General features: G+C 59.1%; 20 protein-coding genes. All 20 read right to left on the minus strand.

Translation table 11 applies throughout. The features are described from left to right. Positions 1–4: 4 nt before the first annotated feature. Positions 5–790 (minus strand): segregation and condensation protein A, encoded by a 786-nt coding sequence (locus ABWQ15_RS01290; RefSeq protein WP_353907017.1) that lies wholly within the window; start codon positions 788–790, stop codon positions 5–7. A gap of 12 nt (positions 791–802) precedes the next feature. Continuing rightward, the gene (locus ABWQ15_RS01295; protein ID WP_353907018.1) at positions 803–1,459 is read right to left on the minus strand and encodes a site-2 protease family protein; all 657 of its coding nucleotides are present in this window, start codon (positions 1,457–1,459) and stop codon (positions 803–805) included. Between the two features lie 165 nt (positions 1,460–1,624). Continuing rightward, positions 1,625–2,914, minus strand: coding sequence for an L-cysteine desulfidase family protein (locus ABWQ15_RS01300; RefSeq protein ID WP_353907019.1), 1,290 nt, complete (start codon positions 2,912–2,914; stop codon positions 1,625–1,627). A 414-nt stretch (positions 2,915–3,328) separates the two neighbouring features. After that, complete coding sequence (recN, locus tag ABWQ15_RS01305; RefSeq protein WP_353907020.1) at positions 3,329–5,011, minus strand: DNA repair protein RecN; 1,683 nt, start codon at positions 5,009–5,011, stop codon at positions 3,329–3,331. Positions 5,012–5,048: 37 nt separating this feature from the next. Then, positions 5,049–5,504: an arginine repressor gene (locus ABWQ15_RS01310; RefSeq protein WP_353907021.1), complete on the minus strand. Its 456-nt coding sequence runs from the start codon at positions 5,502–5,504 to the stop codon at positions 5,049–5,051. Then, the gene (locus ABWQ15_RS01315; protein WP_353907022.1) at positions 5,494–6,381 is read right to left on the minus strand and encodes an NAD(+)/NADH kinase; all 888 of its coding nucleotides are present in this window, start codon (positions 6,379–6,381) and stop codon (positions 5,494–5,496) included. Before ABWQ15_RS01315 ends, ABWQ15_RS01310 begins: the two co-directional genes overlap by 11 nt. Continuing rightward, positions 6,378–7,202 (minus strand): TlyA family RNA methyltransferase, encoded by an 825-nt coding sequence (locus ABWQ15_RS01320; protein ID WP_353907023.1) that lies wholly within the window; start codon positions 7,200–7,202, stop codon positions 6,378–6,380. Before ABWQ15_RS01320 ends, ABWQ15_RS01315 begins: the two co-directional genes overlap by 4 nt. Before the next feature lie 43 nt (positions 7,203–7,245). Further along, positions 7,246–9,096, minus strand: a complete 1,851-nt coding sequence (gene dxs, locus ABWQ15_RS01325) for a 1-deoxy-D-xylulose-5-phosphate synthase (protein ID WP_353907024.1) — start codon at positions 9,094–9,096, stop codon at positions 7,246–7,248. Between the two features lie 21 nt (positions 9,097–9,117). Then, on the minus strand, positions 9,118–9,681 hold the full coding sequence (locus ABWQ15_RS01330; protein ID WP_353907025.1) for a hypothetical protein: 564 nt from the start codon (positions 9,679–9,681) through the stop codon (positions 9,118–9,120). 800 nt (positions 9,682–10,481) lie between these two features. Further along, positions 10,482–11,360 (minus strand): polyprenyl synthetase family protein, encoded by an 879-nt coding sequence (locus ABWQ15_RS01335; RefSeq protein ID WP_353907026.1) that lies wholly within the window; start codon positions 11,358–11,360, stop codon positions 10,482–10,484. Next, positions 11,353–11,607 (minus strand): exodeoxyribonuclease VII small subunit, encoded by a 255-nt coding sequence (gene xseB, locus ABWQ15_RS01340; RefSeq protein ID WP_353907027.1) that lies wholly within the window; start codon positions 11,605–11,607, stop codon positions 11,353–11,355. The genes ABWQ15_RS01335 and xseB overlap by 8 nt, the downstream gene beginning before the upstream one ends. Beyond that, the gene (gene xseA, locus ABWQ15_RS01345; protein WP_353907028.1) at positions 11,607–12,806 is read right to left on the minus strand and encodes an exodeoxyribonuclease VII large subunit; all 1,200 of its coding nucleotides are present in this window, start codon (positions 12,804–12,806) and stop codon (positions 11,607–11,609) included. Before xseA ends, xseB begins: the two co-directional genes overlap by 1 nt. Before the next feature lie 82 nt (positions 12,807–12,888). Continuing rightward, entirely contained in the window at positions 12,889–13,341 is a 453-nt protein-coding gene (nusB, locus tag ABWQ15_RS01350; RefSeq protein WP_353907029.1) for a transcription antitermination factor NusB, read from the minus strand. Between the two features lie 24 nt (positions 13,342–13,365). Next, on the minus strand, positions 13,366–13,773 hold the full coding sequence (locus ABWQ15_RS01355) for an Asp23/Gls24 family envelope stress response protein (RefSeq protein WP_353907030.1): 408 nt from the start codon (positions 13,771–13,773) through the stop codon (positions 13,366–13,368). Positions 13,774–13,832: 59 nt separating this feature from the next. Next, complete coding sequence (locus ABWQ15_RS01360; protein ID WP_353907031.1) at positions 13,833–14,429, minus strand: SpoIIIAH-like family protein; 597 nt, start codon at positions 14,427–14,429, stop codon at positions 13,833–13,835. 23 nt (positions 14,430–14,452) lie between these two features. Continuing rightward, the gene (locus tag ABWQ15_RS01365; RefSeq protein WP_353907032.1) at positions 14,453–14,962 is read right to left on the minus strand and encodes a SpoIIIAG-related protein; all 510 of its coding nucleotides are present in this window, start codon (positions 14,960–14,962) and stop codon (positions 14,453–14,455) included. Continuing rightward, entirely contained in the window at positions 14,949–15,425 is a 477-nt protein-coding gene (locus tag ABWQ15_RS01370; protein ID WP_353907033.1) for a stage III sporulation protein AF, read from the minus strand. Before ABWQ15_RS01370 ends, ABWQ15_RS01365 begins: the two co-directional genes overlap by 14 nt. Positions 15,426–15,442: 17 nt before the next feature. Next, the gene (locus ABWQ15_RS01375; RefSeq protein WP_353907034.1) at positions 15,443–16,516 is read right to left on the minus strand and encodes a stage III sporulation protein AE; all 1,074 of its coding nucleotides are present in this window, start codon (positions 16,514–16,516) and stop codon (positions 15,443–15,445) included. Next, positions 16,513–16,890 (minus strand): SpoIIIAC/SpoIIIAD family protein, encoded by a 378-nt coding sequence (locus tag ABWQ15_RS01380; protein WP_353907035.1) that lies wholly within the window; start codon positions 16,888–16,890, stop codon positions 16,513–16,515. The genes ABWQ15_RS01375 and ABWQ15_RS01380 overlap by 4 nt, the downstream gene beginning before the upstream one ends. An 11-nt stretch (positions 16,891–16,901) precedes the next feature. After that, positions 16,902–17,096 (minus strand): stage III sporulation protein AC, encoded by a 195-nt coding sequence (gene spoIIIAC, locus ABWQ15_RS01385; RefSeq protein WP_014118232.1) that lies wholly within the window; start codon positions 17,094–17,096, stop codon positions 16,902–16,904. Positions 17,097–17,116: the final 20 nt, after the last annotated feature.

Here is a 17,116-nt window from a genome sequence, read left to right on the forward strand (position 1 = left end):
TTCCTTACAGCGTCAGATTTTCCGGAAGCTCCTGCTCCTGCTTCACAGTGCAGTCCGTCTCGGACCCCGCCAGACGGATGACATGGGCGCGGCACAGCTCCAGGATTGCCAAAAACGTTGCGACCACCTCGCTGCGAGTCCGGTTTCCCTTGAACAACAGCAAAAATCGGGTAATTCCGCCGATCTTCAGCTGCTGGACGATCTCCCTTGCCTTGCTCTCCACGGGATAGGGCTCGTGTTGCACGATGTTCGCAAAGGCCGTTCTCGGCGGGGGCAACGCCCGCTCCACCCGGTCTCGGATGTCCGCCATGGCCAGAATCAAATCACCGGAGTCCTGGTCATATTCATAGATCTTCCCCCGCTCCACCGGCTCCGGCTGACGGATGACGATGCTGCGGCCAAATTCCTCCATGGGCTCCAGCCGCATGGCCGCGGCCTTCACCACTCCGTAGCTCTCGCTGCGGCGGCGCTCCTCCAGCGACTGGATCAGGGCGTCCATTTCGCCCTTGGCCTCTTCGTCCTCAATGGACAGCAGCATCCGCGTCTTGAGATAAATCAGGTGAGACGCCATTGCAATAAATTCGCTGGCCACCTCCAGATCCATCTTCTTGCGTGACTCCAGCCATTGGAGATACTGGTCGCAGATCAGGGCGATGGAGATATCCTGAATCTCCATTTTATTCTTGCCCAGCAAAAACAAAATCAGGTCCAGCGGTCCTTCAAAGTCCTGCATCTCTTCCTGAGACTTGGCACGGACTACTTTTTCCAGTTTGAATACGGGACTGTCCAAAAATCGTTCACCTCAATAGAGCAGGTTGATCATGGCGGTGTACACCGCGGTGATGGCGCGGCTGATCAATCCGCCGCCCACATTGGCAAAGGAGAGCAGGATCAGCAGCAGCATTCCGTACCGCTCATAACGCATCAGCATGAAATACGCCCGGTCGGGCAGCAGTGCCCCCAGCACCTTGGACCCGTCCAGCGGCGGGATGGGAATCAGGTTAAAAAGCCCCAGACCAATGGAGAGGATGGCGGTGGAGAGCAAAAAGTTGAAAATTCCGTTCCACACCGGACTGTAATCCGCATAAAGGTAAATTCCCTTGCTGATCAAAATCAGAGAAAAGGCCAGCATGAAATTGGAGACTGGCCCCGCCAGCGCCGTTAGTGCCATCCCCTTCTTGGGGTCCTTGAAGTACCGTGGGTCCACCGGCACAGGCTTTGCCCAGCCGAACCCCACCGCAAACATCATCAGAAGACCCAGCCAGTCTATGTGCCGCAGGGGATTCAGGGACAGCCGGTGCATGGATTTAGCGGTTGGGTCCCCCAGAGACAGTGCCGCCAAGCCGTGGCAGGTTTCGTGAATCGTAAGGCACAGCAAAACGGAGACCGCCCGCAGCACCGCGTCCAGCGCGGAGGAAAGGTCAAGCTGCCCAAGCAGCGCCTGAATATAATGCAGCAAAGTAATCTCCTTGTATGAAAGTATGTTTAAAAATATCAATTATATTATTATAGCAGTTTCTTCCTTTCAATACAAGGAAAATCCAATTTGCGGCGTAAAACACACGAAACAAAAAGGTCAGGGGGCATCTCACAGCCCCCTGCCTGTCTTTTTCCCGTCGGCGTCTTACTTTCCCTTTTGCAGCAGCATATCCAGCACCAGATCGTCCATTTTGGGGGACCCGTCGTTGCCCAGCTTCACGAAGTTAGCGATGGTGACTTCGGGGTCCTGCTCCACAATGCCGTCGGTGGGCTTCACGGTCTCGTCCCGCAGGGCCATCGCCGCACAGTGGAATGCAGTGAACACGCAGGTGGAGATTTTCAGTGCGCAGTCGGCCTTGGCTCCGTCGCACAGCATTCCCGTCACGTCGCCCAGCATATTGTTGACAGCATAGCCGATTTGCTTTGCGCTGCCGCCCAGTAAGTAAACCAGTCCGCAGGCCGCGCCGGTCGCGGCGATGGTGGCCCCGCACAGGCCGGAGAGCAGGCCAAAGTCGGCGTGGATATGAATGGACATCAGATGGCTGAGCGTCACGGCCCTGAACATCCGCTCCTCGCCGACACCCAGCGACTGCGCGGCGGAGACGATGGGCATGGTGGCGGTGATGCCCTGATTTCCGGAGCCAGAGTTGGTGACAACCGGCGCGTTGGCCCCCGCCATACGGGCGTCCGCGGCGCTGGATGTGACGGCCACTGCCTCCAGCATCACATCCTTGCCCATCAGGCCGGATTCCTGGCTCTGGCGGATGTGTCGGCCGATATTCAGCCCGTAGCTTCCCTCGGCGCCCACTTTTGCGATCTCGCTGTTGATCTTGATGGCCTGCTCGATCATGTGGACGTCGTCCTTCTCCCGATCCAGTGTCTCCACGAAGTCATAAATCGTCTGTATGCTCAGTGTCTCCTTGATTAACCGCGGCGTGATGGGATCGGCGGCAGCCTCCTGCGCGGCAGTCTCAAGCTCCCGATGATCTTCCTCAATAAAGGTGACGTTGGTGTGCGCTCCTCGAATGATGGCGCGGGCCTGATGTGACCCATTGGTCAGCTCCACCTCTACGTAGAGCTTATCCGGCTCCGGCGTTCGGCCCATTTCCACATTGCCGCTGCGCACCAGCTCCACAGCTTTTGTCACATCCTCCGGCGTGGCCCCGTCCACCACCTGCAACTGACGGTCCACCCGACCGCAGACGGCACCCAGCGCTGCCGCGTAGTTCATGCCGGTGCAGTCCGTCCCCGGTATGCCGGCAGCCATCGCATTCTTAATGATGTTGACGCTGGCGAGGACTTTGACGTGGGTGGGTTCCCCAATCAAATGCTCCCGGGCGACAGCAGCAGTCAAGGCAATTGCTGCCGGCTCCGTACACCCTGTGGCCAGCATCATCTCGTGATTGAGAATCTGACAGATTAACGTACGATTCATTACTTTTCTCCTTCATTTCAATCGTTTTCCGGTAGTTACGCGGATTACTCTTATCGGTATTTTAACACCGCGCATAGGACAAAGCAAGGAAAGATGACTATGCTCCAGCCTATTTTTTTATACTGCTTTGTACAATTAGACGAACTCGTCGACACGCTGCCTCTTCCGTTGAAAGACATAACACTTAAAATTTCTCCGTTGATCACGGACGGTTTCGTTCCGACACAGCGAATCGTGCCGGAGCTGAAATTTCAGCGATTTGCTGTCTCTTCGATTCCACTGTGTCAAAAGGAAGACGGAAAGGAGCCATATCCATTTTAAAATGGATACGGCTCCTTTCCCGTCAAATTTTTTGCAGGCCGGTGCTTTCTCGTGAAAACTTCTCCCGGTTGAGTTTGCTGAAAGGAAAGCCGCTCACAGTTTTCCGCGATAGGCTTCCGCCTCGTCCAGCAGCTCTCCCGCACTTTGCAGCAATGCGTCCGTCACCCTGCTGCCGCCGGTGAGACGCGCCAGCTCCGCCATGCGCTGCGCCCGGTCCAGTTGAAGCACCTGCGTAAAGGTCCTTCCCTGGCGCTCTCCCTTTTCCACGGAAAAGTGGGAATCCGCCATGGCCGCCAGCTGCGGAAGATGGGTCACGCACAGCACCTGTTTATGCCGGGAGACCTGCGCCAGCTTCTCCGCCACCTTCTGGGCCGCCCGGCCGGACACGCCGGTATCCACCTCGTCGAACACCAGCGTTCCCACCCGCTCCTGCTCCGCCAATACGTTTTTCAGCGCCAGCATAATGCGGGCCAGTTCGCCCCCGGAGGCAATTCGGGCGATGGGTTTTAAATCCTCCCCCGCGTTGGCCGACATCAAAAACCGGATGGTATCGCATCCGTCCGGCCCCGGCTCTTTGGATGTAAATTCAATGGAGAACCGGACCCGATTCATGTCCAGGTCCCGCAGTTCCTTTAAAATGCGCTGCTCCAGCTCCGCGGCGGCGGTTTTCCGTGCCTTTGACAGCGCCGCGCCCGCAGAGGTCACCGCTTTTTTAGCTTTGACAAGTTGGCCTTCCAGCCGAGCCAGAGTGTCGTCCGCCGTTTCAATCTCGTCCAACTCCCGGCGGCTGCGGTCCAGATAGGCCAGCATGTCCTCCACCGTGGAGCCGTACTTCTTCTTCAGGCGGTACAGCTGGTCGGTCCGGCTCTCCACCGCATCCAGTTCCTGAGGCGAAAAGTCGAACTGCCCCGCCATGTCCCGCACCGTTTCCGCAAGGTCATAGGCTTCACAGTGAAGCTGTTCCAGCCGGTTCCATATTTCTTCCAGCCGTCCATTGCGCCCCTTCACATGGGCGAGTGCATTTTCTGCCTCCTGAATCAGCGACACCGCGCCGCCGGTTTCGTCATCCCCGTTGAGGCACTGGTCTGCTCCGCTCACCGCCGACAGGTACTTTTCCCCGTTGCGCAGAAGATCCCGCCGCTCCAGCAGCTCCTCTTCCTCGCCAGGGCGCAGCTCGGCCCGCTCCAGCTCCTCAATCTGAAAGCGCAGACTGTCCACCTTCCGGGCTTTTTCCGACTCGTCCATCCGAAGGGTTTCCATCTTCCGGCACAGCTCCGCCATGGCGTCATAAACACTGTGGTACTCGCCCAGCGAGTTGTCCAGCCGTCCGAAGCGGTCCAGATATGCGCCGTGCTGCTCCTCGTCCAAAAGTTGCTGTCCGTCGTGCTGGCCGTGAATGTTCAAGAGGTTCGCGCCCAGCGCGCGCAGCTGGGATACCGTAACCGGCCGGCCGTTAATGCGGCAAAGGTTTCTGCCGTCCGCGTCGATCTCACGCTGAATCATCAAAAGGCCGTCCTCATCCGGCTCCGCGCCGCTCTCCGCAAGACCGGGCAAATCACCCGTCACGCCGGAAAACTCCGCGCTGACCACCGCCTTCTTGCTGCCGGTGCGGATCAGATCCCGGGAGGTCCTGCCCCCCAGCACCGCGCCCATGGCGTCGATCACGATGGATTTGCCCGCGCCTGTCTCACCTGTGAGTGCGTTGAAGCCCGGGCGAAACTGAATGTCCGCCTGCTCGATGACCGCAATATTTTCAATGTGCAGCAGTTCCAGCATGGCTCCCTTCCTCTTCTCTCTGTATGAATATTCGATCTTATCCGTTAATCGTTTCCTGAATTTCCGTGCAGAAAGTCTCCGCTGAGGCTGTGTCCTTCATCACCAGAAACGCCGTGTCGTCTCCCGCAAGGCTCCCCATCATATAATTCAAGTCCATGTCGTCCAGCGCGGCGCAAGCGGCGCTGGCCAGTCCCGGCATAGTCTTCACCACCACGATGTTCTGCGCACTGTCGATACTGGTGATGCTCTCCCGGAAGATGGTGCGCAGCTTCTCCGCAAAGTTCAGCCGTGTCCGATTTCCAGAAACAGAATATTTATACACTCCTCGGCCCACTGGCTCCTTGATGAGGTGCATCTGCTTGATGTCCCGGGAAATGGTGGCCTGTGTACTGGAGACACCCCGCTCCTGTAACCGGGTCAAAAGTTGCTCCTGCGTTTCGATATTCTCCTGTCCAATGATCTCTAAAATCATCATTTGCCGTTCATTTTTCATTTTCCTGTCCTCCCGGTAGCATTTTTCTTGCAAAAATTTCACAAAAGCTCTTTTCCGTCAGCCGCACCAGCTTCAGTGCGTATTTGGACCGGCGCACCTGCACCTCGTCCTCCGCGTGGAGAGAAAAGCCCCGGCTCTCATCCACGAACAAATACACCGGCTTGCGTCCGTTTCGCTCCGTGCGAATGGACAACATGTGTCCGGGAGAGAGAACATACGACGAAAATCGCATGTTATGCGTACAAATCGGGCAGACCACCATGGCCTCGGCCTCCGGCTCCACCACAGGTCCTCCGGCAGAGAGGGAATAGGCCGTGGACCCGGTGGGGGTTGAGATAATGACGCCGTCTCCCGCGATATCCGCCAGATGGTGGCCGTCGGACTCAATGCGCAGATGAATCACATGGGAGATAGGGCCTTCCCGTATCACCGCGTCGTTCAGCCCGAGATTCGTGTAAATGGGCCGTCCGTCCCGCAGGACAGATACATCCAGCATCATCCGGCTCTCCATTTCAAAATCCCATGTTTCAAGCCGCCGCAGTGTTTCCAGCTCTCCCAGCTCCAACTCCGCGATGAACCCGAGGCTGCCGGTGTTGACGCCCAGAACCGGGACCTTGTTCAGCGCCGCCAGCTTGGCGAGGTGCAGAATCGTACCGTCCCCGCCGAAGGTAATCATCAGATCCGCGGAACGCAGCTCCTGCGTCAGCGGATGCACCTCCAGATTGGCAAAGGTCCCCTCCCGCTGATCCTTGAAGGGAGAACATACCACTGTCCGAAAACCGCTTCCGTGCAGAATGGACTGGGCGAATTTTGTGGCGGTCATATCCCGATCCCGGCTGGGATTGGGGCAGAGAATAATCTTTTTTCCCTCTTTCATGTTTCCGTGCCTCCCCGCTCCGGCAGAACCTCGTGTGACTCATCTACCAGCGCCCGCAGGTCAAAAGTTGTCTCCTCCTCCGACGCGCCGCATTGCAAAAATCCCAGATACTCAATATTTCCCTCAGGGCCTCGAATAGGAGAATAAGTTAAGCCAAGCACTGTAAAGCCAGATTCCTTTGCATGCATCAAAAAGTGCTCCAGCACCTCCTGATGGACCGCCGGGTCACGGACTACGCCCTTTTTCCCGACCTTTTCCCTGCCCGCCTCAAATTGGGGCTTGACGAGGCAGACCGCGCGGCTCGACTGCTTCAACAGTCCCCGCAGGGCCGGCAGAATCAGCTTCAGCGAAATGAAGCTCACATCCACGCTGGCAAAGTCCAGCTCGTCCTGCACCTGTTCATGGGTGAGATACCGGGCATTGGTCCGTTCCAAACACACCACTCGCGGGTCGGACCGCAGCTTCCACGCCAGCTGTCCATAGCCCACATCCACGGCGTAGACCTTCACAGCGCCGTTTTGGAGCATACAGTCGGTAAATCCGCCGGTTGAGGCTCCGATATCGCCGCAGACCGTACCGTTTAATTCGATGGGGAAGACCGACATGGCTTTCTCCAGCTTCAGTCCGCCCCGGCTCACATAGGCCAGCGCGTTTCCCCGCACCTCGATCTCCGCGTCGGAAGGATAAGCGGTGCCGGGCTTATCCGCCCGCTGGCCCCTTACAAATACCAGACCGCTCATGATGGTGGCCTGTGCCTTCTGCCTGCTCTCCTGCAAGCCGCGCTCCACCAGCAGCATGTCCAGCCGTTTTTTTTCACTCATGGTAACCCTCCTGCGCTCTCCCGACTGAAAGAGTGCGATGTACTCACCGAATTCTCTCTAAAATGGACTTTGCGATGCCTTCGGCATCCAGCCCCAGGCTGTGTTCCAACTCCCCCACGGAACCCGCCGGGATAAAGCTGCCACCCAAATTTTTAAAGATGATCTGCTTTGGCGCATCTCCCCGTGCTGCCAGAATGCCCCCCACTCGCTGCCCCACGCAGCCGGAGCCGCAGCAGTCCTCCACCGCAGCCATGCATCCGCAGCCGGACAGAACGGGCGCAAGATCCTCATAACACAGAGGTGCAATGCGGTTCAGCTTGACAACGCCTGCGTGCACGCCTTGCTTTTCCAACGCCTCCGCGGCGTCCAGCGCCTGATTGGTCAGCACACCGTAGGTCAGGATGGTCACATCGTCTCCATCCCGCAGCCGCACGGCGGCATCCGTCCCGCTGTCCTCCCGGTAGCGGCCCTCGCCGCCTCTGGGGTACCGGACCGCCACCGGGCCGCCGCACTGGAAAACCGCGTCCCTCAGCATCCGCCGCAGCTCCGCGAAGCTGGCGGGGCAGTAAACCGTCATACCGGGGATAGTAGGCAAAAACAGCGCGTCAAAAACGCCGTGGTGGGTCTCGCCGTCGTTGCCCACCAGTCCTGCCCGGTCCACTGCCAGCACCACATGAAGCTGCTCAAGCGCAACATCGTGGATAAGCATGTCGTAGCTCCGTTGCAAAAATGAGGAATACACCGCGAACACGGGAATCATCCCTTGGGAGGCAAGTCCTGCGGCCATAGCCGTGCCGTGGCCCTCCGCAATGGCAACGTCGAAAAACCGCCGGGGAAATTCCTTTTGGAATGGAGCCAGTCCCGTTCCGTCCGCCATGGCTGCGGTGATGGCGCACACGCGCGGGTCCTCCGCGGCACAGGTGGTCACCGTTTTGCCGAAGACGGAGGAAAAGCTCTCCGCGTCCGGCTTTTTCAAAAGACCGGTCTCCACGTCGAAAGGCCCCACTCCATGAAACTTTCCGGGGTCCCGCTCAGCGGGAGCGTACCCCTTTCCCTTCAGGGTGTGTACGTGGACCACCACTGGGCAGCGCAGCTCCTTCGCCCATTGCAGCACATTGCACAGCCGGCTCAGATCGTGCCCATCGATGGGGCCGAGATACGTGAAGCCCATGTCCTCGAACAGGGTGCTTCCGGGCCACAGCGTCTTTTTTAGGGAGGATTTCAGGCGATGGTTAAACCGATAAAGCGTACTTTGCATAGGGCTCGTCCCGAACAGGCTGCGGTACCATTTTTTAAAGTGGTAGTAGGCGGGCTTGCTTCGAATTTTCCCAAGATGGCGGCTCACCGCCCCCACGTTGGGGTTAATGGACATGCCGTTGTCGTTTAGAATCACGATCAGCGGCTCTCTGGCGGCCCCGGCGTTGTTCAGTCCCTCATAGGCCAAGCCTCCGGACAGCGCTCCGTCTCCGATCAGAGCCAACACATTGTAATCCTTCTGTTCCAACGTCCGGGCCCGGGCCATACCCAGCGCCACAGAGACGGAATTGGATGCGTGGCCCGCCACAAACGCGTCGTGACCGCTCTCATAGGGCTTTGGAAATCCGGAAAGGCCGCCGAACTGCCGCAGAGTGCCGAACAGCTCTTTGCGGCCTGTCAGAGCCTTGTGGACATAGCACTGGTGGCCCACGTCGAACACCAGCCGGTCATTGGCGGTATCGAACACCCGGTGGATCGCCACCGTTAGCTCCACCACACCCAAATTGGAAGCCAGATGCCCGCCGGTTTGAGAAATATTTTCAATTAAAAAGCTCCGCAGCTCGCCGCAGAGCGTATCCAGATCCCGACGGCTCAAGGCTTTCACATCCGCCGGAGAATCAATTTTTTCAAGAATCATGGAGTCTCTCCCTCATCCTCCTCACTTGGAGGAACGATGAAATATGTGCAAAAATCTGCCCGCGAGGAAGACCACGCGGGTACTTTTATCGATGGCAAACGTCTTGCCAAGCGCTTTGCCGCCGATGGTAAGGCCGGAAATCAGCGCCGTGACCCCCACGCTCAAAAGCACTGTGTGTACGCTCAGCATTCGCTGTAGTTGGACCACAATGACGGCGGCGGTTGTGCCGGAGACAATGCCGCAGATGTCGCCCACCACATCGTTACAGAAGCTGCTGACATGGCTGGCATTATGAAGAAGGCCAATGGCTTCCGACGCTCCCGGCTCCCTGTGGGCCGCCATGGAGTGGAAAGGCCGTTCGTCCGCGGCAGTAACGGCCACGCCGATGATGTCAAATACGATGCCAAGACCGATGAACGCAGCCAAGACTAACAGCGCCGCCGCGATCCCCGCCCCGGTGAGCACGCTTTCTGAAGCGAGACTCAGTGCGGCGGACAGCGCCACGGCGATAAAAAATATTCGCAGAATCCAGCGACATTGCGGTAAATCCGCGTCCTTCTTCTTTTTTACGTTTCCCTTGTTCAAGCAGTGGCCTCCTCGGCGGCAAAATTCCGCCAAGACCTGGACGGATCAAAAATTCATTTTACTAAGTCAGCGGCGGCAAAAAAGGTTAATCTTACGGCTTAGGTACGGGTTGGATTTCCCTGCAGCGCACCTCTCGTTGCCGATAGAGGCGGTTCCCCTTTCGGCGCTGCGTCGCGGCGTCGCCGTCCGCGCGACCCGACTGCCACTTAGTCCGCACTGTAATCCCTTTTTTGCCCTTACGACAGCCTAGGTGATTTCCACCTCAGTCTGTCCGTCTCTTTAGCCTCTTTTGCAACCGGGGTTTCAGGAAGCGATAGCAGCTTGGCTCTGGCCAGAGCCGAAGCCGCGTGAATCCTCCATCCACCGCGCCCACGCAAGGCAGGCTACATCTGCACACAGCATTACAGGCGTAAACGCCTGATGCACCGCATTGCAGGTTCCTAATCTGTTTCGTACGCGGGCCGGATACCACATGGGATTACGTCCGCGCACAAGAACAGGTCTCCACGGAAACAGGGTCGGGTTGACCATGCCATTGCTCATCGCCCTGAGTCCGCAAGCGTGAAGCCACGCTTCCCCCCAGCACCCACCCAAAACTGGGCGTTTCAAGCAAGCACCACGGGTTTCATCGATATGCCCTTCAGAGGATTTTTAGGCCCTCCCTGAGAGACGGCAGTCCTGACTAGGATACTGCGCCGCCGCTTAGCATTTTTAGTATAGCACGTTCTCAATAAATATACAACGATTTTTGTATATACAAATGTTAATTTTAATTGAACAGACTTAAACGCACTCCTCGCTCAGCTTTTTCGCTCCGCCAGCGAGTCTGCCAAAAAGTCCAGAAACTCATGCCCCGGCACTTGCGCCAGCGCCGCCCTTGCCGCGGCGGTACACATCCGAACGGCGTTTTCACAGCCCTCCAGTCCCAGCACGTCCACATAGGTGACTTTTCCGTCCGCCCTGTCGGAGCCAATGGGCTTTCCAAAGGCTGCCTCGTCACCGATGACGTCCAGCATGTCGTCCCGAATCTGAAACGCCACGCCCAGCTCCTGGGCATAGGTCCCAAGCGCGGAACGAAGGTCCGGCCCCGCTCCGGCTGCGGCGCAGCCCAGCAGCGCGGCGCCCCGGATCATGGCCCCGGTCTTCAGTCGGTGAACCTCCAGCAGTTCTTTGTGGGTCTGGGGCTCATGGAGCGTGTCCAGCACCTGTCCGGCCACCATGCCGTCCGCGCCCGCGGCCTCCGCCAGAATCAGCGCACAGTCAGCCCGCCGGACCGCACTGAGGTCCGGAGCGGACAAAATCAGGCGGAATGCCTCCGGCTGCAGGGCGTCCCCCGCCAGCACCGCCAGCGTCTCTCCGTAGACCTTGTGGTTGGTGGGCTTTCCCCGGCGGAGATCGTCGTTATCCATGCAGGGCAGGTCGTCGTGAATGAGGGAATAGGTGTGGACCAGCTCCAGCGCACAGGCCGCCGGCAGTGCCTGATGCCAGTCCATCCCGGACAGATGGGCCGCCTCTAAAGTCAGCACCGGACGGATGCGCTTTCCTCCGGCAAGAAGGCTATACCTCATGGCGTCGTACAGATCGGCCCAATGAGGCCTGTCCAAAAACAGTCCGGCCAGATACTCCTCCACCGACTGACGGTACTCGCCGTACCGCGCGTCGAACGCCGCCTTATCCATCAATTTCATCCTCGGTGTCAAAGGGCATCTCCACCGGCGCGCCGTCGGCGCCCTTCATCAGCTGCACCACCTTCTGCTCGGCCTCGTCCAGGAGCTTTCCGCAGGACGCGATCAGCGACGTTCCTTCGTCGAACAGCGCCAGTGAATCCGCCAGCTCCGCGTCGCCCTTTTCCATCTGGGCCACGATCTCCTCCAGACGGGTGATCTGCTGTTCAAACGTCTGGGTTTCCTTTTTCTTTCCAGCCATCACGGTCTTCCTTTCTCAACAGTACAATCCAGCGTCCCCTCACCCAGTGTCACCTCGATGCGGCTCCCGACGGGGGCGTTTTGGTAGCTTTTAATAATGCCCTGCTCATTCCGGGCCACGGCATAGCCCCGGCTCAGGACTTTTAACGGGCTCATGGCGTCCAAAGATGCAGCCAGAGTGGAAAACTTCTGCCGCTTCTCCCCCATACTTCGGCTGGAGAGATCCCCCAGCCGCTGCTGTAAATGGGTCAGCAGCATCCGCCGATCCTGCACAAAAGCTAGCTGATTTTTCATCACACGTTTCTCTGCAGCGGTCTGAAGACGGCGGCGGCAGATTTGCAGCTTTGTCTCCTCCGCCTGCGCGATGCGGACCCCCGCTCCCCGCAGCCACCGCAGCAACTCCATCTGATCGGGCACGGCGATCTCCGCCGCGTTGGAGGGGGTGGACGCCCGCACGTCCGCCACAAAATCGGAAATCGTTACGTCCGGCTCGTGGCCCACGGCGGAGATCACCGGCAGATCCGAATCGAAAATAGCCCGCGCCACCCGCTCATCGTTGAAGGCCCAGAGATCCTCCATGGACCCGCCGCCCCGGCCCGTAATGATTAAGTCTCCCACATTCCATCGATTTGCATACCGAATGGCCCCCGCGATTTCCGCCGGAGCCTCTGTCCCCTGCACCCGCACCGGCAGCAGGACTACCGCGGCGGCGGGGAACCTGCGCCGCAGAATGCGGATCATGTCGTGGACCGCCGCGCCGGCGGAGGACGTAATAATGGCGATGGTCCGGGGATAGCGCGGCAGGGGCTTTTTGTGCGCCTCGTCAAACAGTCCCTCTTCAAACAGCTTTTCTTTCAGCTGCTCAAACGCCACCGCCAGATCGCCCACGCCGTCCGGCGACAGTCCGCTGCAATAGAGCTGATAGGCTCCGTCTCTGGGGAAGACGGAGATTCGGCCACGGGCGATAGCCTTCATGCCGTTTTCCGGTCGGAATCGCAGGCGCTGGACCTGAGACCGGAACATAACGCACCGCAGCGCGCCTTCCCGGTCCTTCAACGTAAAATAGTGGTGTCCGGAAGGATAGACCTTGTAATTGGACAGCTCGCCCCGGACCAAAATGTCCTGTAGGATCGGCTCTCCGTCCAGCAAAGCCTTCACATATTCATTTACCTGGGAAACCTGATAGATCGGCTGATCCACATGCGCACCTTCTTTTTGCAATTCTCTTTGGCGTTCACAGTAAAAAAGCGGGGCGGGCATCGGCGGCCCGCCCCGTTCTGAATCACTCCTGCGGGCACTCCTGGCGCGCAAAGCTGCCGAGAATCCCGTTGATGAATTTCACCGTCTCCGGCGTCTCGTATTTCTTGGCAATCTCCACGGCTTCGTTGATCGCCGCACTGTTGGGGACATCCGGCATATAGAGGATCTCGTACATGCACACTCGCATAATGGCGGAAGCCACCAGCGGGATACGGGCAAAGCTCCAGCCCACCGCGTACTTGGAAATATAGCCGTCCAGCTCCGCGGCGTGTTCCTCCACGCCGACGACCAGGCGGCGGATATAGGCCGCCTGCTTGTCGTTGGGGGCCTCAGCATAAATCGCATCCTCGCCCGCCAGGGACTCAAAACTCTCCGCCGTCAGCCGCTGGTTCAGCAGCTCCTCCACCGTCTGATCCGTGAAACTCAATTCATAGGCAAGGTGGATGGCGATCTCTCGTGCAACGTTCCGTACCATATACCGTTTCGTCCTCTATCTTTCTCAGGCCAGCGTCACGCCGTCCACATGAATGTTCACCGTACCCACCGGGCAGCCGGTCATGGCCTCCACCGACGAGACCACGGCCTTCTGGGCATTCTCCGCCACTTCGGGAATGGGGTGTCCATATGCCACCGTCAGGTATATATCCAGCGTCAGTGTCGCGCCGGTCATGTCGATCTTGACCCCGCGGGTCCCCTTCTGGGCATTTTTCTTATTCATCAGGTCGGTCACGCTGCCGCCCATACCGCTCATCATTCCGGACACACCCTCGACGTCCCGGACGGCGCCCACCGCGATGGCGGCGATGACTTCCTCCGCGATATTGATACTGCCGTTTTCCTCCGGCAGGGTCATGTATTCCCGGCTCTCGCCCATGGTATCCACGCTCCTTCTTGTCGCCCGGCTCATAGCCGAGCCCCATCTTTCGTGCATATTAGTTTACCATGATTCGCCGGAAATTACAACAGCTAATTTGCCGCCATGATCTTGATATTCCCGGCGGAATAGCCGGTCTCTGACATGGCGATATCCGTGATCTTCGCCACATCCTCGCTGCTGAGTTTTCCGCTGTCGGTAGACACTACCACACTGAGGCTGTCCTCGCTCATGAACGCGACGCAGTCGGCATAGCCCTTGGCTGCTACCAGATTTTCGATCTGAGCCTCCGCCATGGTGTATTGGGCCATGGTCTGAATTCCCTCCGACGCTTTGTCCAAGGCGCTTTGAGCCGCGCCGTCCTCATCGGCGGCCTGCTGCAAAAGAGCCACGGCGGAGTCCCGGGCCTGCTGGCGGGTCAGGCGGGCAGAGGCAAAATAATCCCCTCCAGTGTAGACCCCCGTTTCATCCACCGATGCGGTGGAACCGGCAGCGCTGGCAGATCCATCCCCGCCGGAGACCAGCGTGGCTTCGCCCAGCAGCTTTCCGCCCGCCTGCGCCGTGTCGGATGCCGCCTCGCCGCCCGTCGGCGCGGCTTTCTGCGTTGCCTGCCAATTCAGGACGGCCGCGGCGCAGATCAGCACCAGCATGGTCACGACCACCGTATAGCGCTTCCAGTTTCCTCTCATTTCCTGCTTCCTCCTCCAAAATATCACTGACATTTTACCACCGTGATCCGATCTGAGCCCAGGCCCGTCAGTGAGGCCACTGCAGCCGTCACCGCCAGACGCACCTGCGCGTCGCCTCCGCCCTGACACACCACCAGTGCTCCTCGCCATGTGGGACAGCGCGTTTCTGTCACCACCGGTTCCTCCGACCCGCTTCCTCCGGAGAGCACGGTCTCACTTTTACGCTGATAATCCTCTGGCGCGGCGGTATCGCCGCTGTAGCTCAATTCCGTGTCCTGAGCCAGATGCCGCGACGTTCCCGTGTCCGCCGTCAGCATCAGGTGCAGCTCCCCAACGCCATCGATCTTCGCCAAAATCGTCTCCATCCTTTTCTCCGTCTCCTGAACCGTGTCCTGCACATTTTCGTCCGGGACGACAGCGGCGCTCTGCTTGCCGCCGGAGGGCAGCAAAAGCAGCGCCGCGCCCGCCGCTACCACTAAAACCGCGTATTTCCAACGGTCCCATAGCTTTTTGAACGTCTCAGCCTGTTTCATGATAAACCTGCCTCTCCTTGGGAATCCCCAGCTCCTGTTCCATATAGTTCGCCAGCACATCCGACTTCTGCCCAGTCAGCTCCGCGCCTGCCGGGATGGGGGTACCGTCCTCCCCCGGCTCCACGAGAACGTGGACGGTGCAGTCCACCCCCAGCGCCGCCGCTTTGTCCAAAATATATGCTTCCGTCTTCTCCGCTATGAGTTCTTGAAGCGATTGGTCGCTCTGGGTCTGCAGCTCCGTCTGACGCTGGCTGATCTCCCCGGCATAATCCTCATAGTGAAAGTCCAAGTGGTCGAAGTCCGCTCCCAGCAGAGGCCTGACCATCACCAGCAAAAGCGTCAGCCCTCCGGCAAAGCCCGCAATCTTCCGCACCGTCCCCTCCGGGATCAGGCTCTGGGATAGAGACACCAAAAAGGCCGCCGCCGCAACGGCGATGAGCCAGCTCCGCGCCGCCTCAATCATTTCACTCGCTCCCCCTTTCACGTCACAGCCGCCACGGAAGACAGGATGGAGATCAGCAGCAAAAGCGCGCTGGCCCCCGTCATCCCCAGCACCAGTCCGAACGCGCTGCCCAGGCCGTCGATCAGCTTGCACAGCTCCGGCGAGCCGATAACTCCCGCCAAAAAGCCCACCAGTTTATACAGCAGATACTGGATACCCAGATGCAGAAACGGCCACGCGCAGGCCGACAGCACCGCCAGCGTTCCAAAGATGCCGATGGTGTTTTTCAGAATCCCCGCTCCGGCCAGCACCGTGTCCGCCGCCTCCGCAATGATGCCGCCCACCACGGGAACCACTCCCGCCACCGTGGCCTTTGCCATTTTCACCGCCGCCGCGTCTGCTGCACCGGAGATGATATGAGCCACGGAGAGATATAGGGTAAACGCCGTCAGGGCCCCGCACAGAACCCAGGTGATACACTTGCGCAGCGCCTCCGCAATATTTCCCAGCCGCCCGCCGGGAAGACAGGCGGCGGCGGTCAGCGTCCCGATGTAGAGATAGATCAGCGGCAGCAGCAGTCCCTCGATCAGCTTCAGCAGCAGACCGGTAAACAGCACCGTGATCACCTGCTGGACCGTGGCGGTGGTGACGGAACCACTGATCGCCGTCGCCGCCGCCAGCACCGGCAGCAGAACCCGGGAAAAGTTGTTCAGGCTCTCGATCACGCCGCCGCCCATACCGATCAGGCTCTCCAAACTCCCCGCCGCCAAAAGCGTTACCGACAGCGCCCCCGCCGCCAGCACCAATTTGGGGCCGGACGCCCCGGCGGTCTGAGAGAATCCGTCCACCGCGCCGCACAGAAGCACCACCAGCAAAATGCTCACCGCGCTTCGCATCCTCTGGCACAGAACGGATTTTGCCTGTTCCTTCAGATTTTGGAGAATTTGAGAGACGCCGCCGCCCAGTGGGTCCGTCGCGGTCAGGTCCGTATTTTGTAAAATGTCCTCCGTCCCCTCCGGCAGGGCGTCCCACAGCTCGTCCGGTACCTCGGCGGCGGAGACCGGAACTGTCAGAAGCAGCGCCAGAGTCAGCGCCAGCAGCCATTTTTTCATCCCATCAACTCCAACAGGACGTTCATCGCTTTTTCCAGCAGCGGTAAAGCCACCAGCAGCGCGCAAACCGCCCCGGCAATTTCCACGGCGGAGGCCAGAGCCGCCGCTCCGGCGTCCTTGCAAAGTCCGGTCCCCACCTTTACCACCAGCGCAATGCCAACGGTCTTGTACAGCGGCACAAACAGTTCGTTGGACACCCCGGCCCGTGTGGTCAGCTCCGAGAAAAAGGCCATTAGCTCCCGGAGACTTCCGGAAAGCGCCAGCAGCGCCGCAACGGCGGCGGCCAGCCCCAGCAGCAGCGCCGCCTCCGGCGCGCCCCGCCGAATCGCCGCGCCCAGCAGAGCCGTCACCACACAGACAAGCGTGATCTGCATAACCTGTTCCATCAGAAGCCGAACAGGGTCTTGATCAGCTGAAACAGATCGCTGATCTGCCGCACCATCATCATCAGCACCACCACTAATCCCGCCAGCGTCGTCATCATGGCCTGCTCCTCCCGACCGGAGCGCACCAGCAGCTGGTTCAGCACCGCCACAAGAATCCCGATGGCGGCGATTCGAAAAATCAAATCAACATCCATGGCAAATGTTCCTTTCGTAT

Source organism: Oscillibacter sp., assembly GCF_040505565.1.
GTDB lineage: Bacteria > Bacillota > Clostridia > Oscillospirales > Oscillospiraceae > Oscillibacter.

Bases quoted from the DNA above. Each gene is read 5' to 3' on its own strand.
- ABWQ15_RS01300 (WP_353907019.1), bottom strand. From the start codon at position 2,914: ATGAATCGTACGTTAATCTGTCAGATTCTCAATCACGAGATGATGCTG.
- recN (WP_353907020.1), bottom strand. From the start codon at position 5,011: ATGCTGGAACTGCTGCACATTGAAAATATTGCGGTCATCGAGCAGGCG.
- ABWQ15_RS01310 (WP_353907021.1), bottom strand. From the start codon at position 5,504: ATGAAAAATGAACGGCAAATGATGATTTTAGAGATCATTGGACAGGAG.
- ABWQ15_RS01315 (WP_353907022.1), bottom strand. From the start codon at position 6,381: ATGAAAGAGGGAAAAAAGATTATTCTCTGCCCCAATCCCAGCCGGGAT.
- ABWQ15_RS01320 (WP_353907023.1), bottom strand. From the start codon at position 7,202: ATGAGTGAAAAAAAACGGCTGGACATGCTGCTGGTGGAGCGCGGCTTG.
- dxs (WP_353907024.1), bottom strand. From the start codon at position 9,096: ATGATTCTTGAAAAAATTGATTCTCCGGCGGATGTGAAAGCCTTGAGC.
- ABWQ15_RS01335 (WP_353907026.1), bottom strand. From the start codon at position 11,360: ATGGATAAGGCGGCGTTCGACGCGCGGTACGGCGAGTACCGTCAGTCG.
- xseB (WP_353907027.1), bottom strand. From the start codon at position 11,607: ATGGCTGGAAAGAAAAAGGAAACCCAGACGTTTGAACAGCAGATCACC.
- nusB (WP_353907029.1), bottom strand. From the start codon at position 13,341: ATGGTACGGAACGTTGCACGAGAGATCGCCATCCACCTTGCCTATGAA.
- ABWQ15_RS01355 (WP_353907030.1), bottom strand. From the start codon at position 13,773: ATGAGCCGGGCGACAAGAAGGAGCGTGGATACCATGGGCGAGAGCCGG.
- ABWQ15_RS01360 (WP_353907031.1), bottom strand. From the start codon at position 14,429: ATGAGAGGAAACTGGAAGCGCTATACGGTGGTCGTGACCATGCTGGTG.
- ABWQ15_RS01365 (WP_353907032.1), bottom strand. From the start codon at position 14,962: ATGAAACAGGCTGAGACGTTCAAAAAGCTATGGGACCGTTGGAAATAC.
- ABWQ15_RS01370 (WP_353907033.1), bottom strand. From the start codon at position 15,425: ATGATTGAGGCGGCGCGGAGCTGGCTCATCGCCGTTGCGGCGGCGGCC.
- ABWQ15_RS01375 (WP_353907034.1), bottom strand. From the start codon at position 16,516: ATGAAAAAATGGCTGCTGGCGCTGACTCTGGCGCTGCTTCTGACAGTT.
- ABWQ15_RS01380 (WP_353907035.1), bottom strand. From the start codon at position 16,890: ATGCAGATCACGCTTGTCTGTGTGGTGACGGCTCTGCTGGGCGCGGCG.
- spoIIIAC (WP_014118232.1), bottom strand. From the start codon at position 17,096: ATGGATGTTGATTTGATTTTTCGAATCGCCGCCATCGGGATTCTTGTG.